This is a genomic window from Mesorhizobium sp. WSM4310 (assembly GCF_007003935.1).
Taxonomy (GTDB): Bacteria; Pseudomonadota; Alphaproteobacteria; order Rhizobiales; family Rhizobiaceae; genus Mesorhizobium.
Map to the genome: position 1 here is coordinate 146342 of NZ_VFTA01000014.1, position 14662 is coordinate 161003.

The 14662-nt window shown below is 59.9% G+C and carries 11 protein-coding genes and 1 tRNA gene; 2 read left to right on the plus strand and 10 right to left on the minus strand.

Annotated features, from left to right (window positions below; all coding sequences use genetic code 11):
• Window positions 1–23: 23 nt before the first annotated feature.
• From FJV80_RS17315 to FJV80_RS17325, 3 genes are all read right to left on the minus strand, one after another.
• Complete coding sequence (locus FJV80_RS17315; RefSeq protein WP_185975227.1) at window positions 24–611, minus strand: GNAT family protein; 588 nt, start codon at window positions 609–611, stop codon at window positions 24–26.
• Window positions 612–731: 120 nt separating this feature from the next.
• Window positions 732–1001: a 50S ribosomal protein L27 gene (gene rpmA, locus FJV80_RS17320; protein ID WP_095771984.1), complete on the minus strand. Its 270-nt coding sequence runs from the start codon at window positions 999–1001 to the stop codon at window positions 732–734.
• Between the two features lie 98 nt (window positions 1002–1099).
• Window positions 1100–1771: a 50S ribosomal protein L21 gene (locus FJV80_RS17325; RefSeq protein ID WP_095772323.1), complete on the minus strand. Its 672-nt coding sequence runs from the start codon at window positions 1769–1771 to the stop codon at window positions 1100–1102.
• Window positions 1772–2187: 416 nt separating this feature from the next.
• Between FJV80_RS17325 and FJV80_RS17330 the strand changes: the two genes are divergently transcribed.
• Both FJV80_RS17330 and FJV80_RS17335 read left to right on the plus strand, forming a co-directional pair.
• Window positions 2188–2277: transfer RNA gene (locus FJV80_RS17330), tRNA-Ser, on the plus strand.
• 114 nt (window positions 2278–2391) lie between these two features.
• Complete coding sequence (locus FJV80_RS17335) at window positions 2392–3714, plus strand: integrase (RefSeq protein ID WP_063169217.1); 1323 nt, start codon at window positions 2392–2394, stop codon at window positions 3712–3714.
• A 1453-nt stretch (window positions 3715–5167) separates the two neighbouring features.
• Here the strand turns inward: FJV80_RS17335 and FJV80_RS17340 are convergent.
• From FJV80_RS17340 to ccoG, 7 genes are all read right to left on the minus strand, one after another.
• The gene (locus tag FJV80_RS17340) at window positions 5168–7069 is read right to left on the minus strand and encodes an EAL domain-containing protein (RefSeq protein ID WP_082826564.1); all 1902 of its coding nucleotides are present in this window, start codon (window positions 7067–7069) and stop codon (window positions 5168–5170) included.
• A gap of 175 nt (window positions 7070–7244) precedes the next feature.
• On the minus strand, window positions 7245–8426 hold the full coding sequence (gene ubiM / locus FJV80_RS17345; RefSeq protein ID WP_024502870.1) for a 5-demethoxyubiquinol-8 5-hydroxylase UbiM: 1182 nt from the start codon (window positions 8424–8426) through the stop codon (window positions 7245–7247).
• Window positions 8427–8706: 280 nt separating this feature from the next.
• Complete coding sequence (locus FJV80_RS17350) at window positions 8707–9324, minus strand: hypothetical protein (protein ID WP_063169219.1); 618 nt, start codon at window positions 9322–9324, stop codon at window positions 8707–8709.
• 728 nt (window positions 9325–10052) lie between these two features.
• Window positions 10053–10208: a cbb3-type cytochrome oxidase assembly protein CcoS gene (gene ccoS / locus FJV80_RS17355; RefSeq protein ID WP_081714250.1), complete on the minus strand. Its 156-nt coding sequence runs from the start codon at window positions 10206–10208 to the stop codon at window positions 10053–10055.
• A gap of 5 nt (window positions 10209–10213) precedes the next feature.
• Entirely contained in the window at window positions 10214–12493 is a 2280-nt protein-coding gene (locus FJV80_RS17360; RefSeq protein ID WP_063169220.1) for a cation-translocating P-type ATPase, read from the minus strand.
• A complete protein-coding gene (locus FJV80_RS17365) occupies window positions 12490–12987 on the minus strand; it encodes a FixH family protein (protein ID WP_063169221.1) in 498 nt (165 codons plus the stop codon). Before FJV80_RS17365 ends, FJV80_RS17360 begins: the two co-directional genes overlap by 4 nt.
• Window positions 12984–14543 (minus strand): cytochrome c oxidase accessory protein CcoG, encoded by a 1560-nt coding sequence (ccoG, locus tag FJV80_RS17370; protein ID WP_063169222.1) that lies wholly within the window; start codon window positions 14541–14543, stop codon window positions 12984–12986. Before ccoG ends, FJV80_RS17365 begins: the two co-directional genes overlap by 4 nt.
• Between the last annotated feature and the right edge of the window lie 119 nt (window positions 14544–14662).

A 14662-nucleotide genomic window follows, 5' to 3' on the forward strand; every position in this document is an offset into this window, starting at 1 on the left:
CCTCACCTGAATATCAGCACACATCAAAAATGCACCCAGTTGCGCAGGCTGATCCACGTCTTCCTGTCGAGCCTGTAACGCTCGACCGGCACCTGGCCGGCGACGATCGAATTCAGCATGCCCTGCCCGGCATACTGGAAGCCGCACTTGTGGATGACCCGGCGCGAGGCCGGATTGATGACCCGCGTCGAGGCATGCAGCACCTGGACCGACGTCTGCTGGAAGGCGAGGTCGACCAGCGCGTGGGCGGCTTCCGTCGCATAGCCGCGCTTCCAGTAGGGTTCGCCGATCCAGTAGCCGAGCTCCAGCCCGCGATCGGTGGTGTTGAGCCCCGCGCAGCCGACGAACGTGTCGGTGCCGGCCAGCGTCAAGGCGTAGGCGATGCCGGCGCGGCGCGACCGTGTCATGGCCAGGAATGCGCGGGCCTCGGTCTCACCATAGGGGTGCGGCATGCGCGCCAGCATCTCGGCGACGTGACGGTTGTCGGCAAGCTCGACCAGTTGCGCGATGTCGCTCTCGCGCGGCGCCCGCATCACCAGCCGCTCGGTGGCCAGCACCGGGCAGTCTATCGCGTAACTTTCGTCTTCTGAGTCTTCCGCTTCGGCAACCATTTCAAAGTCCTCCAGGCACAAGAAAAAGGGGAGATGGAAACCCATCTCCCCTGATCCTTTTCCTGGCGTTGCCAGACACCGGTTCCCGAGATGGGTGCCGGTGTTCTAGTGCGGAACCGGCTACTCCGCGGCTTTGGCGATCGGATTGACCGATACGTAGGTTCGGCCGTTGGCTTTCTTGTTGAAGGTGACCGCGCCTGATTCGAGCGCGAAAAGCGTATGGTCCGTGCCCATGCCGACATTGACGCCGGGATGCCACGTGGTGCCGCGTTGACGAATGATGATGTTGCCCGGGATGACGGCTTCGCCGCCGAACTTCTTCACGCCCAGACGCTTGGAATGCGAGTCGCGACCGTTGCGCGACGAGCCGCCAGCTTTCTTGTGTGCCATCTAACTAACTCCGTTGCGCCGCAAGGCGCCTAAAAGGCCTTATGAACGCGTTCGCGTTCCGTTTCAAGTCCGATCCGGCGGATGTTTCGCCGGAAAAATTACTTCTTCGCCAGTTCCTTGGCCTGCTCGCGCCAGTCCTTGATCTGGTCGGCGCTGAACGGCATGTGCTCGTCGATCTTGGCGACATCCTTGTCGGTCAGCTTGGCGAGTTGCGCGAAGGTGATGATGCCCTGCTCGTTGAGGTCCTTGGCGGCGACCGGGCCGATGCCCTTGATCACGGTCAGGTCGTCCGGCTCGCCCTTCGGCGCCTTGAACAGCGGCGCGGCGGCCGTCTCGGCCGTCACTTCCGCCTTGGGGGCGGCTTCCTTCTTGGCCTTGGCCTCCTTCGGCGCGGCGTCGGCAGCAACCTCGGCCTTGGCTTCCGCCTTCACGGCGGCCTTCTTGGCCGGCTTGGCGCCACCCAGCAGGATCTCGGCGATCCGCACGGTGGTCAAAAGCTGGCGATGGCCGATCTTGCGGCGCGAGTTCTGGCGGCGGCGCTTCTTGAAAGCGATGACCGTGCGGTTCTTGCCCTGCTCGACGACTTCGGCCGTGACCAGAGCGCCATCGACGAACGGCGCGCCGAACGTGACATTCTCGCCCTCGCCATGCGCGAGCACGTGGCCGATCTCGACGATATCGCCGACATTGGCTTCGACTTTTTCGATCTTCAGGAGATCGTTGGCGGCAACGCGATACTGCTTACCGCCCGTTTTAATGACTGCGAACATTTTTTGCCTTTCGCTGTTCGGTCGGCCTTGATGAACCGCCTGAGGCGAATCGGCCGTCTTTTTGTCAGTCTGCGGGTTCAAAAAACAAGCGGCGCGGAAGAACCCTCCACGCCGATTGCGCGCTGTCCCTAACCGAAGGTTGCGTCGGAGTCAAGGCAACAGCCGTTGCCGGGACCGTCATTGGCCGGCAAGGACCAGGCATGTCGACATGACCGCCCGGCGTCGCCGTCGCCTGGCGGCGAGGATGCGAGGTTGGCCCATGAAACCGCATCGGCTCGCCTGCAAAGACCTGCCCTGTTTCAGCCGCTTGTCCGGCAGGCTGGATGACAAGCCAAATATCGGTGGATTTGGCCTTGTAACCTGCCCGTTCAGCCGTTATCTAGTGCGCCGCGCCGGCAACGGCCGACCATGACCGCGGAGAGGTGGCAGAGTGGTCGAATGCACCGCACTCGAAATGCGGCATGGGTGCAAGCCCATCGGGGGTTCGAATCCCTCCCTCTCCGCCATTTAGCTTCCATAAAAATCCTTTCCTTTCAAAAGCTTCCTTGTTGCGCTTGACCAGCACGAAGCGAAACATATCTTAGACTGTGTAACAAACTGTGTAACATTAGAGAAAGATAATGCGACGTTCCGCAGCGCCAAAGCCGCATAAACGTGAAGGCATCTGGTATCTCGTCCGCAGGGTGCCGAAGGAATTCGCGGCGTTTGATCGCCGCTGCCTAGTACGCATTTCCACGGGCGTCGCCGTGGCTGACGATCCCCGCGGTGTACGGGCGCGAGATGCAGTGCAAAGCCTCGGCGCGGGGCTGGAGGCGTATTGGCGTAGACTGCGGGAAGGCCAATCCGCCGAGGCGGGGCTGCGTTTCGAAGCCGCGAGGAAGCGCGCGCGGTCATTTGGATTGGCCTATCGCACTAACGAGGAACTAGCAGCGGGGCCGCTCGACGAACTCATGGCCCGTATCAAGCTGCTCCTCGACAAAAAATCGATCGAGGACGCGCAGGACGTCTCGGCCGTCATGGGTGGGGAGAAGCGGCCAGCGGTCCGCCTGAGCGGTCTTATCAAGGAATTCGAGACGATCGAGCAACAGAACTTGCTGACCATGTCGCCCAACCAAATCAAGAAATGGCGTAACCCCAAAAAGCGCGCAGTTGCCAATCTGGTTGGAGTCATTGGCGACAAGGAGATCGCAAGCCTCACTCGGGACGACGCAATCGCGTTCCGCGAGTGGTGGCAAAAGCGGATCGTTGAGGATGGACTTGATATCGGTACGGCCAACAAGGACATCGGCCATGTTTCGAAAATGCTGCGCGTCGTCGATCTGACTCACCAGCTCAAGCTGGAGCCGGTTTTTCGAAACCTGCGTCTTTCCGGCGCCGTCCCCGGGCAACGCGCTGCGTTCACAGCGGAGTTCATTCAGGAGAAGATACTCGCTGAAGGCGCGCTCGACGGACTCAATGACGAAGCCCGCCATCTAATCTATGTGATTGCCGATACCGGACTCAGGCTTTCTGAAGCGGCAAACCTCACCACCGAAACAATCCACCTCGATCGAGAAATCCCGCATGTGCGGGTGCGCCCCAATGGCCGTCGCTTGAAGACCGGTCATTCAGCCCGTGACATTCCCTTGGTTGGCGGCGCACTTGCAGCCATCAAGCTCCATCCGGACGGCTTTCCTCGTTATCGCGACAAGGCCGCGTCACTTTCAGCGCTCGTCAACAAGGTGCTCGCCAGCAAGGAACTTCTGCCGACTTCCGAGCATAGTCTTTATAGCCTGCGACACACTTTCGAGGACCGGCTGACGGCAGTTGAGGCGCCGGAGAAGGTAATTGCTTCTCTGATGGGCCACAAATGGATCCGGCCCAAATACGGCGCGGGACCTTCGTTAGCGCAAAAGCGCGAGTGGCTCCAAAAAATCGCTTTTACCCCGCCCGGGCGAATGTGATTGCGGCGCCATCCAGGCCTTGAGAACCAACCTCACGGCTCCAGCTGTCCGAGCCATTTAGGTTGAGCGTGGCCAGCACGCGCTGCGCTCGCTCGCGATTTCCGAGCTTCCGCCGCATTTGTTCGACCTCGTATTCCAGCCTTTCGAAGGTCGGTATATAGGCATCTCCATGCCGGATGACCAAGTAGGCGGCAACAGCTAGACACCATTCTAGCTCCGTGGCCGATGGATCGGAAAAAGGGGCGACGCCATACCAAGACGAGCAACGCCTCTCGAGGGCTTCCGAACTAGGCAAACGGCCAGCATGTGGCATGGGAAAGAAACCTATGCCTGATCGACGAACCTAAAGTGCTCACGAAGCTTGACCGGTACGCGGGCCATCGGAGGGTTCTGCCTAAAACCGCCAAAAATTTTGAAACACCCATTCATCCGGCTCGAATTCAAAGGGATCGGCGATTTTTGGGTTATGGCTTGCAAGCATAGTTCAGCCCAGACAAGAACGCCTGATATCTTGTCGTGCACTGTCACCCTGCCAAATATGGTGCCGGCGACAACGGCAGTTTGGCGAGCAGAAGAATTCCCGAGACTGAGACGTTCTACGGCTTGGCCCATGTTCGCGCTCCTCCTCGATTGGAGACAGGATGGGCCATATGGAAGCGAATAAAAGGAGGTTGGTGACGAGTCTCGGTAGTGGAGTAGAAACGGGTGGAAAAGCTTGCGCTATTCGCCATCGGCGCCGCTAAGCGCATTTGAGAGAAGGGGCAGCGATCGCCAAGAGATGACGTCCGATCGCAAGCCGGCTAGAAATGCGACAGTGACGCGCCTTTTTTGGCACGACCTTAGCACCCGATCGGGCCTCAGCTGGTCGTCGTTGCGCAGCCGATCGGGTGCGATTTTTATAAAGCTCTCTTGGCTTTAGCTTTGAGAGCCCGTCATCGAGACAAATGCAAGGGAACGGTCCGCCCCCTGGGGACATTCGACATGCCGTGGCAGCTTCCTATGGTGAGCCAGCGCATTCCGATACACGTTTTCCGCGCTCTACCGTTGCTCCAGCACCTGTGCTGAGGCTGAGCGCTTGATCAGGACCCGACCGCTGCTGTTGCGGGATGGTGACTGGGTTGAGGTCGCGAAGACCTTGACCGCGGGTACGTTGTTCATCCCGATGAGCGCTGAGCCGAGAAGCAGCCAAGAACGCTTCCCGTAATCGAATCCTACGGGAACCGCGAAACCAGCGTCCAAAGGACGCAATTCTCCGACGTCGTTCACTCAAGCTCATCTCGCAACTTGAACGCTTGTATGAAGCCGCTGCATGTGCGCCGGTGGACCGGATTGCTGCTATCCAAACCACGTGCTCAGTTTCGCCCCCGTAATAACTCTACCGTCCGAAACGGCTTTCGCGCGTCAGGTCCACCCCACATGAAAGTTCCGCGAGCAGCACGGACGGAGAGGCCGGTCACAACTCCTTCGCGTGCTCTTTTACTACCGAATCAAGTGCCAAATGGAGAGGCACTGCCTTAGAGAACAGGAAGCCCTGCGCGGTTCTGCAGCCAAGCTTGTACAGAGTTTGCCGATCTGCCTCTGTTTCAACGCCCTCGGCCATGACCTCGATCCCGAGCGTCCTACCAAGATCAATCACCGCTTTGACAAGCAGCCGATTCTCCCGGGACTTGGCTAAGCCGCGAACGAAGCCCTGATCTATTTTCACCTTCCTGATCCGACTGTCCTTGAGCGATGCCAACGTCGAAAAACCGGTGCCGAAGTCATCGAGCGCGATAGAAATGCCAGCATGTGAAAGCCGGGCGAGCTTTTCATCCACTCTGTCCGGATCCACTGGGGCTTCTTCGGTAATCTCGATGTCGAACATCGTTGCAGGGAGGTCTTTTGCCGCCAGACCATTAAGAATCATCTCGTCAATATCGCCAGCTTCCAACTCGCACGGTGAAACATTCATCGCCACACGAACATCACGACGGTCAGCTTTGACCAAGCCCTCGATAAGAGCGCAACAGTCGGCGAATACCGTTTGAGTTAGCAGCTGAAGCATTCCAGTTTCGCGTGCCGCTGTCATGATCTCGGGCGGAGAAATGGGACCGTGAAGCGGGTGAGACCATCTTAGCAAGGCTTCAAAACTGACGACGGCTTCAGTTTCGAGTCTTACGATTGGCTGAAACCAAGCGACCAAGCTTCTCATCGTTATCGCCGAATGAAGATCGCGTTCGATTGACTGGCGGCGTTGCAACTCCCGGGCTAGCTCGGCATCGAACAGACAAAATTCATTCCTGCCGCGGCGCTTAGCTGTGTAAAGGGCGATGTCGGCCCGCAACAACATTTCCGTTAGTCCGGGGTTTTCAGCCAAGTAGATTCCTATAGACGCTCCAATGCGGACTGATGCGATCCCAGGATAGGGGCGAGCAAGCTTGGCTATGAGATTGGACGCGAGATTGGTGGGAGAAGGAGAATTCTTTCGCGAAGAAAAAACCAGCACGAATTCATCCCCACCGATGCGGGCGAGCGTTGAGCCCTCCGGTGCTTCTTCCTCTATTCGGCGGGCGATCCTGGCAAGCAGCTCGTCACCCGTTCTGTGACCGTAGGTATCGTTGACAGATTTGAACCCGTCCAGATCAATCAGCATGGCCACAAAGGGTCCATCGGTGTTCTCAAACTGATCGATTGCATGTTCGAGGCCCCGCCTGTTGAGGAGCGCGGTAAGATGGTCCTCCCTGGAATTGCGCTCCATTTCCGCGGCAAGCCGCTCGGCTTGATGTCTCAGGCGGCTCGCGTCACGGAAGCGCGCTTGTCCAACGAACGAGGATCGAACCAGGCCGCCCTCGAAAAGCAGGACGGCAAAAGCCAGAATGTAGTTTTCCGGGGCTCCCTTCGTCAGCAAACATGCGGCGGCAATGAGGAGTGGCGGTGTGATGAAGCATATCGCTGCCGCAGCATATGAGCTGCCGTACGTGACCGCGCCAGCTGAAATGCCCGCCAGAATTATTAGATGCAGCGATGCTTGAGACGTCGTGTATCCAGCCGTTAGGACGGCAAGGAATGACCAGGTGAATCCCGCCAGAAGAGCAAGCCTGCCAAACCAGCGAAGCCGCAGCCAAACCCGTGTCAGATCATCCTGGACTCCGGGTTCCTTCAGCTGATGACGGGCGAGTGCAAGGCGGGCGGCATTTATCGCATTAACGACCGAAAACCAGGCCGCGCCAGCAAGACCGTTCCCGGAAAGGGCCTGCACGGTCAAAATCAGCCCGGACAGCACAATGCTTATCGGCATTGAGACGAAAAGGCCTGCCCTCAGATCAGCGAGCTGGTCCTGAAGGATTCTCGCCTCCAGCGGATCTTCTTTTTCCAAGGCTGGACGGGTCAGCTTGCTTACTCCTGCTTGTCCGCAGCCTATGCAGCCCCCCTGAAGGACGGGTTAATTCTTCAATCGGAGATCAGCGTCGGGGAGCAGGATTACTCCGGTGCATCATGCACTCTCTCATCGCTCGCCCAGCACGCGCAAAAATGCGACTGCTGGTGCAGTATCACCGCTGGAGCTCCGCCGAAATCCCATGCCGGACAAGGGGAACATGTTGGGCAAAGCGAAGCCCCAGATGCCTTGCAAGCCGTGCCGCCAGGTGGTCTCTGGAGTAGAGTCCAACCAATATGTTCGTTGCATGGTAGAGCGGCGCCGCCGACAGGCGCAGCCGCCTTTCGTATATATGCAGCATGTCGGGGTCGCCAACATTGCGGCCGTCGCGGCACGCAGTCATGATTCCACGGGCGAGTTGCTTCTGGCTGCTGAGACCGATGTTGAATCCGTGAGCGGTCACCGGGTGCATGCCGATGGCAGCGTCGCCGATGAGTGCGGCGCTCGGCGCCCGGAATTTGTGCGCCCAGGTCGTGACCAGCGGATAGGTGTGGCGCTTGCTTGCCAAGGTCATTTTTCCAAGGCGCCCTCGACACCGTTTCGTCAACTCCGACAGGAACAAATCATCATCGAAGGCAAGCAGTCTATAGGCCTCGTTTGAGCGCAATGTGAGCAGCAGCGACGACATGCCCTCCGCGAGGGGCAATATCGCTATCGTCTGATGGTGATCGAACCATTCGATGGCGATCTGGTGGTGGGCGCGCTCGTGCCTCACTCGGCAAATCAGCATCGAGTGGCCAAGCCGGTTGATATCGGCGCCGATGCCTAGCAGATCACGCGTGGCGGACAAACGCGAATCCGCGGCAACAACCAGCCGAGCAGTTAAACGCGCGCCATTAGAGAGCGTTACGACTGCTCCTTCTTGGCTGTTTGTTGCATCGACGACCGAGTGGCCGCACAACAGCCGGGCGCGATCCTGCAAGCGGACGATTTTGAACAGCGCCTCGCGGATCCGGCAATTTGGAACCAAAACCCCCAGCGGTTCTCCAGAGTTGCTGGGAGGATCGAAACGAAGAGCGAATGCGCTCGAGCCGTTGAGCACGCGCGCGCCTTGAAGTGCTGATTTGTCCGAAGCCGGGATGACATCCCAGGCGCCGAGCTCGCGAAGGGTTCTGATCGAAGCGTTGGTCAGCGCGATTTCGCGACCATCGAAAGCCGGATTCGCCAGACTATCGAATGTGTTCTGTTCAACAACTGCCACCTTGAGTTCGCTTTGGGCAAGCGACGCAGCGAACGAAAGGCCGACCGGGCCGGCTCCAACGACAACGATGTCAAAATTATCGTCAGAGCCCATCAGCGTGCCGCCATCCGGTCGCCTATCCTCGTGTAACGGTGGAACTGAGCCGAGTGACATGAGCTCCGTGCCCGCCGCATTGCCTAAAGGCGCTGGGCCGGGAGATTCGCATCGATCGGCAACGAAGCACTCAAAGCGCTCAGAGGTGGATGCGGCTAACCGATCCCGCCCTTTCGCCGCGCAGCCGCGCAGATCGCCGCCAGCAAGCGAGACACTCGCGACGCTGGTCAGCGACGGCCGCGCCGCATCGATCGCCACATTCCACCTGGAACCCTTGCGCATACTACTCACGCTCCACGACGTCGAAGCGGGCTCTCTTGCGAGGGTGAGGGTATCGAACGTAGCGCTCTCTCTCGTCATCCCAGCCAAGGTAGCGGAAACTTTTATCCACGACCGCGCATATCTCATCAAGAACCTGCTGCATGGCTTCGATGTCGATGTCCTTGCAATTCAGTCGCCGATAGAGCAAAGCCCACGCGGCGACATAGTCGTCGAAATAGCGCGCGTCACTCGAACCAATGATCAACTTCGGACGGTTGATCGATTTCGAAAACGCACGTCCCAACCCCGATGATGCTCCGCAGCACGTTGACATCACGAGGATCTTCGGCGCTGGATGCGAGCCCTGGAACATTTTTACGAAGTCAGCCCAAAGAAGGCCACTTCGCCCACTGGACGAAGCGATCCCGTCACCATTGCCGTGCCCGGCGATGTGAAGCACGTCGCACTCCGCCTCCATCGCTCGTACTACAGCCTCACCAAATTTCGTTCGGTTCAACGCCATTTGGAGCTCCGCGCGGATGTTGACAGCCTTTAACAAGTGCTGCACGATCGGTCCCTCTTGCCTGTCGGCGAAGTAGTCATTTGCATTGTGGCAGTCGATGATGTGTACGGTGTTCATGGTACTCCAGCCGCTTGTTCGTTCATCGTCGTGACGAGCGGACACCACGCGCGCGGAACCGCGTGACGTGCGCTGGGTTCCGGTACCGTCGCATAGCCTCAAGGCGCGGGCCGGGAATCGGGATGGATCGGCAACGACGCACACAACCCATCAAAGGCGAAAGCTGTTGATCGGCCCCCTGTCCGCGCAAGCCACGCGGATGGTCAGCCAGCAAGCGAGATACACACGACGCCGGTCAGCTAATGGCTGCGCCGTAAGCACAAGGCATGGCCGACCACACGACAGAAAACCCAGAACCGTGAAGGTGCTGATAATGACGACCAATCTTTCCGTAAGTCATGCATTTCTCCGTCGAAGACTGGTCAATAGACCACGCCGATGAGTATGACCCTGATCTGGATCAGCCAGACATGACCAATCGGCACTGGCGGTTCACGGTCAGGTGATCGACCGTGACGTTCCACTTTGGAACCCGTGCGCACATTGCCAAGCTCTCGTCCGGCCACGCGAGGTACTCTCGTGGCATCACACGCCTCATACTGGGTGCAATGGGAGGCAGTCCTTCGCACGACAGAGGCTTTTCACAAATGTAGTGTGCAGCTTAGGTCAAGATGGTCATGGAGCATGGAGCATGGAGCATGGAGCATGGAGCATGGACAGCTTGTTCCCGACCGAGCCGGCTCGACTGACGAGCGCGATCCGCGCATCTTATGCACAGCGGATTGAAATCAGCGTTCCGGTTTGTCGTCCCGATCAATTAGTATCCGCTCGGCGGCTCCGTCGAGATCTTCGTATTGACCGCTTCGCAATGCCCAGACGAAGCCGGACACACCCAGTGCACCCAGAAAAAGGGCCACTGGTATGAGATAGAGCAACGTCGTCACGAGGATTATGCCGAATAGCTGACTGCGGAGCGTCCGACTTTTTGAATAACTTGCAGCGTCGCATTCGCCCCGAAGCCGTGCAAGCGCAATGCGTTTCCAATAACAAGCACCGATGAGGCAGACATGGCAATCGCCGCTAACAAAGGCGTGGCGTGGCCCAGGATGGCGATCGGCACGGCGACGGCATTGTAGACGATCGCAATCGCGATGTTCTGGCGGATCAGGTGTCCCGCCTTGCGCGAGACGTCCAGCGCGAGAGGCACTGCCAGAAGGCTTTCGCGCAGGAATACGAAGTCGGCGGCATTGCGGCCAATGTCGGCGGCGGTGGCCGGAGCGATCGAGACATGCGCCGCGCTCAGCGCCGGCGTGTCGTTGAGGCCGTCGCCAACCATCAGAACCTTGTGTCCGTCTTTCGCCAGGGTCTCGATGCGCTCGACCTTGCCCGACGGCAGCAGGCACGGAACGAAGTCCTCGACACCCAGCATTCTTGCAACTTCACCGCAGGCACCTGCGGTATCGCCCGACAGCATTTGCATCGACACCCCAGTATCGTTCAATCGCTTGATCGCCGCCGCCGCGTCGGCGCGCAGCGCATCCTCGAAATCGAAGGTCGCGACAATGAACCCGTCTTTTGTCAGCACCGTTCCGCCATAGCCATGGTTGCCTTCACCACCGGTCCGGGCCTTCCATCCAGCCCATCCGCGTCGACCCAGCCGCCAGATGCTTCCGGCGACAGTGGCTTCGATCCCGAACCCCGGATGCTCTGTGACGGCATCGAATTTGTGTTGCCCGCCAGGAGCGGCAAAGCCGGTTATGGCCTTTGAAAACGGGTGACGCGAGTGCGCGGCCATGTCTGCCGCGATTGCCAGCATGGCCGGATCGATCGACGATGCATTGAGGAGCCGGGGTTGTCCGAGCGTGAGCGTTCCGGTCTTGTCGAACACTGCGTTATCAATCGTCGCCAGGCGCTCCATGGCCGAACCGTCCTTGACCATGATGCCGTTCTCGAACAGACGCCGCGCGGCGACCACCTGAACGATCGGTACGGCGAGGCCGAGCGCGCACGGGCAGGTGATGATCAGAACGGCAATGGCGATCGTCATCGCCCGGTGCCAGTCGCCCGTCGCCGCCATCCAACCCAGGAATGTCACGAAGGCGGTGAGATGAACCACGGGCGCGTAGAGTGCCGACACGCGATCAGCGATGCGGCGATAGTGCGCGCGACCGCCCTCTGCGGCTTCCATCAGCCGAACCATTTCGGCGAGGAACGAATCCTTCGCGGCGGCGGTCGCCTCGATCGTCAGCGGGCCGGTAAGATTGAGCACGCCGGCCTGCACGGCTTCGCCCGGCGCCACGTTTTTCGGCGCGCTTTCGCCTGAGGCCAGCGAGCAGTCGAGATCAGACGCTCCGTGGATGATCTTGCCGTCGACGGGGATCCTTTCACCGGCCGCGATCAGCAGCTGCATCCCCGGTTCGATCTCGCCAACCGGCAGATAGTCGCGCGCGCCATCGCCGCGCAGCACCATGGCGCCGCGTGCGGCCAGCTGCGACAGGCCTTTCACCGCGGTGCGGGCACGTTCGCGCATCACGTGATCCAGCGTCCTGCCGATCAAAAGGAAAAAAAGCAGCGAAACCGACGCGTCGAAATAGGCGTGGTCGCCATGGTTGATCGTCTCATAGAGGCTCATGGCGTAAGCGAGCGACACTCCGACCGCGATCGGCACGTCCATGTTCATGCGGCCGTGGCGCAGTGCATTCCAGGCCGAGCGGAAGAAGATGCCGCCGGCGAAGGCGAGCGCTGGGATGGCGATCAATGCGGAGACCCAGTGAAACAGGTCGCGGGTAGCCCCTTCGGCCCCGGACCAGACAGAGACCGAAAGCAGCATGATATTGCCCGCCGCGAACCCGGCAACCGCGACGGCGCGGATCAACTCCGAAAGCGTCCTGTCCTTTTCATCAATCTCGGGGGCGAAGAGATGCGCCTGGTAGCCGAGCCGTCCAAGCGCGGCGACGAACGGTGGAACCTCGTCGCCACGCCAGCGGACCGAGACCCGTTTCGTCGACAGGTTGACGCGGGCGCTCTCGACGCGATCGAGCGTTCCCAACGCCGTCTCGATCGTCTGGATACAAGCTGCGCAATGAACGCTCGGCACCGAAAGATCGGTTTGGCGGAGATCATCTCCAAGCGATCGGCTCGCCAGCCTGATCTCTTGACTAGACGGCAGGACCGACGTGGTGCTGCCCAGATCAAGCGCCATTTCGGCGCCCGGTGCACAACAACTCATTTCAGCGCTCCATGGGAAATCATGATCCTGCGGACTTCGCGGTAGGGCTCGGCCAGACCGGCGTCAGCGTCGACTTCGACGATCCAGACGCCATCCTTCGGCATGTGCTGGGCTGCGAATTCCTGGCCGGAGGCGAGGGCGAGGTTGACCGCCTTGTCCTCTTTCTCGTAGGCGGGATGGCGAAACAGCACCTTGACGCCATGCAAGGCAATCGGCTTGCCGACGGCGTCGGTAAGGCTATAGCGGACCTCGCCCCATGCGATGGTCAGCTTGCCGGTCCAGCCGAGCGCTGCCTGCGCCCGCCCCTCCTCGGCCTTCTTGTTGAACTGCTGGCTCGCCACATAGGTGTTTTCGACGACAAGGCCGGTCCAGCTCGTGTTGGCGAGCGTTGCCATCGTCAGATTGACCGCGATGACCACCCCGAAAAAGGCTAGGATGATGGCCAGCATGTGCCTGCCGGTGAATACGCGGGGTTTTTCAGCGTTAGCGGTCATCTGGCAGTCTCCGGCGCGTTGAAGGTGGCGGTGTATTCGTCCGCCTCGAAGCTCGCCTTGTCCTCGACACGGAACTTGAAGGTCTGCGCTGTGCCCTGGATTTGATCCGCCGGCTGGCGCACGAAGACCTTCAGCATTTTCAGGCGGTCGGGTTCGACCGGAATGGCAAAAGAACGGCCTTCCGGGATGTCGTCGCCGACCACGCTCATCTCGGCGCCCTGCAAGCCTTGAATCGCGACAACGATCGTCCTTGGCTCGGGGATCATGTTGAGCAGCTTGACGGTGTAGCCGTTGCGGATCGAGCCGTCGGACAGCGTGACAAATTGCGGATTGCGATCATGCAGCACGTTGACTTCGAGCCGATCGCGCGTCAGCAGCGAATAGAGCAGACCCAGGCCGATCAGCGACCAGATACCCATGTAGACGTAGGTGCGTGGCCGAAAGATCTTGCGGATATGGAAATGCGCCACCTTGTCGGAGAACAGGCCATCAGCGGTCCTGACCTGCGACGGGTTGACTGAACTGGAGCCGCCCGCGGTCGCCAGCATCATGTTGGCGTTGTAGTCGGACAGTGTCGCATAGGAGATCAGCCCGCGCTCCTTGCCGAGCTTGTCCATGACCCCGTCGCAGGCGTCTATGCACAGCGCGCAGGTGATGCATTCCATCTGCTGGCCATCGCGGATGTCGATCCCCATCGGGCAGACCGCGACGCAGGCATTGCAGTCGACGCAGTCACCGACCGGCAGCCCTGCGGCAAGGACCTTCTTGGCGTGGCGAGAACGCGGTTCGCCGCGCCAGTCATTGTAGGTGACGGTGAGAGAACTTTCGTCGAGCATCGCTGCCTGGATGCGCGGCCATGGGCACATGTAGGTGCAGACCTGCTCGCGCATCAGACCGCCGAACGTGTAGGTGGTAGCCGTCAGCACGGCGACAGTGATGTAGGCGACGGGTGGCGCGGTGCCGGTGAAGAGTTCGCCAACCAGCGTCGGCGCATCGGCAAAATAGAAAATCCAGGCGCCGCCGGTCGCCGCACCGATGACCAGCCAGACGGCGTGCTTCGATAAGCGCAGCATCAGCTTGCGGGCGGTCCAGGGGCCTGCATCGAGTTTCATGCGAGCGTTACGGTCGCCCTCTATCGCACGTTCGACGACGAGGAACAGATCGACCCACACCGTCTGAGGGCATGCATAGCCGCACCAGGCACGGCCGACAGTCGAGGTGATCAGGAAAAGACCGACGCCCGCCATGACCAGGAGGCCGGCCACATAGAAGAATTCCTGGGGCCATATCTCGATGAAGAAGAAGTAGAAGCGCCGGTTCGCGAGATCGAGCAGGACTGCCTGGTCCGGGGCAAATGGACCGCGAGCCCAAGGCAGCCACGCAGCCAGGTAATAGATGCCAAGTGTGATCGTCATCACCAGCCATTTGAAGCGACGAAAGTTGCCCGAGGCGCGCTTCGGAAAGATCTTTTGACGCGCGGCATAAAGCGGCTTGCGGGTTTTGGCGGAATTGACAGTTTCTGTTTCGAGCCCTGTCAACTGCGTCTTGTCACGCATGTGCAACTCCACTTTCCCAGCCAATGTCAGGGGCACCTGTCGTAAAGCCTCGCCGTAGGATAGCCTTGCCGGGTTGTGCAGATCGCATTAGGGATGGTGTCGAGGGGGGGGGCGCGCGC